This is a genomic window from Streptomyces sp. adm13(2018) (assembly GCF_008042145.1).
Classification (GTDB): domain Bacteria; phylum Actinomycetota; class Actinomycetes; order Streptomycetales; family Streptomycetaceae; genus Streptomyces.
On the sequence record NZ_RDBH01000173.1, the window covers coordinates 1 to 1,808 of the forward strand.

Consider the following 1,808-nt stretch of genomic DNA (forward strand, 5'->3'; position numbering starts at 1 on the left):
CCACCGGCCTCCCGTGCCCGTTCCCCGCGTCTCCTCCGGCTCCTCGCCTACGCCGCCCTGCCCGCCGAGGTCGTCCTCGCCGTCCTGCTCGTCGGCGGGTTCCGGATCCCCCCGGCGGTATGGGCCGGCGCCGAGCTGCTCCTCCTCGCGCTCCTGCTCGCCGAGGGCCTCGCCTATCTGCGGCTGCGGCGCCGCGGGCTCTCCCGGCGGGAGGTGCTGGCCGAGCTCGTGCCCGCGCCGGTGCTGCGGATCATGGGGCACGAGCTGCGGATCATGGCGAGCCTGGGACGCTGGGCGGCCCGGCGCCCGCACGGCGTCGAGGGGGTCGACGGCATGTTCCCGCACGCCCGTGACCAGGCCGCGCTCATGTACGGCTTCGCGTTCGTGTGCGTGGTCGAGACCGTCGGCCTGTCGTACCTGCTCGCCGACTGGCCCGCCGTCCACGGGGTCGTCCTCGTCCTGGACGTCTACACCGTGCTCTTCGTCCTCGGCCTGCACGCCGCCTCCGCGACCCGCCCCCACACCCTCACCGGCGACGTCCTGCGGCTCCGCCAGGCCGCGCACGTCGACGTGTCCGTACCCCTCGACCGGATCGCGTCGGTCCGGCACGAGCTGGTGTTCTCGCACGACAAGGCCGAGGGCGAACTGAACCTCGCCGTCGGCTCGCAGACCTCCCTCACCGTCGAGCTGACCGAACCGGTCGACGCGCCCCGGTTCTTCGGCGCCCCCCGGCCCGTACGGCTGATCCGCTTCCACGCCGACGACGCCCGCGCCCTGTACCGCGCGCTCGGCCCGGCCGTCACGCGGGCGCGAACAGCACCTTCGCCGTCCCCGGATCCGCTTCCGCGAGCCTGACCCGCAGCCACTCCCCCAGCGGCAGCCGGGACGTGCCGCCCGCGATCCGGGCGACGACCGCCGGGTCGTCCAGGTGGACGGTGCCGACGGCCGGTTCGCGCTCCTTCACGTCGATCACGTACGCGTCGAAGATCTCGCCGACCCGTTCCCGCAGCAGCGCCGCCTCGACGATGTCGACGCTCTCGCGTTCCACGGTGTTCGCGCGGCGCGAGCCGTCCGCCATCTCGTCGGGCAGGGCCGGCAGGGCGGCCCGTACCCACTCGGGCGGTTCGTCGCCCGCGACCGCCGCCACGCACAGCTCGCCCGCGTACCGGTCGACGAGGCGGCGGAGGGGCGCGGTGCAGTGGGTGTACTCGTCGGCGACGGCGGCGTGCACGGCCGGGGTGGGGACGTGGCCGTCGGTGAAGACGGTGTAGCCGGCGCCCCGGAGCAGGGTGGTGCACTCCTGGAGGAACGCGGCCTGGCGCGGGTCGGCGGGGTCGGCGGCCCGGACGACGTCGGCGTACGAGACGTGGTGCGGCCAGTCCACGCCGAGGGCCTGCGCGGAGCGGCGCAGCCGGGCGACGGCGCCGTCGGGGGCGGTGGGCAGGGTACGGAGGATGCCGGTGCCGGCGGCGGTCATGAGGTCGGCGGCGGCCATGCCGGTGAGGAGGGAGATCTGGGCGTTCCAGCCGTCCGCGGGGAGCGGGGCGCGGTAGGCGAGGGAGTAGGTGTGGTCCTGCTCGACGATCTCCTGCTCGGGGACGTTGAGGGAGATCCCGCCGCGTTCGGCTTCGAGGGCCTCGCGGAGGCGTCCGATGTCCCGGAGGAGGGCCACGGGCTCCTCGGCCGTGCCCGTGTCGATCTGCCGCTGGACGCCCGCGTAGTCGAGTTTGGCGCGGCTGCGGACGAGGGCGCGGCGGACGTCGGTGGCGACGCGGCGGCCCTCGGGGTCGAGGTCGATGCGCCAGAGG

At 75.3% G+C, this 1,808-nt stretch carries 2 protein-coding genes; one reads left to right on the forward strand and one right to left on the reverse strand.

From position 1 onward, the window contains the following. On the forward strand, window positions 1-855 hold an 855-nt coding region (locus EAO70_RS35135), incomplete at its 5' end, for a hypothetical protein (RefSeq protein ID WP_261993204.1). Here EAO70_RS35135 and EAO70_RS35140 read toward each other — a convergent pair. Further along, the coding region (locus tag EAO70_RS35140) for an RNB domain-containing ribonuclease (RefSeq protein WP_148006867.1) at window positions 800-1,808 on the reverse strand (1,009 nt) is incomplete at its 5' end. The genes EAO70_RS35135 and EAO70_RS35140 overlap by 56 nt on opposite strands.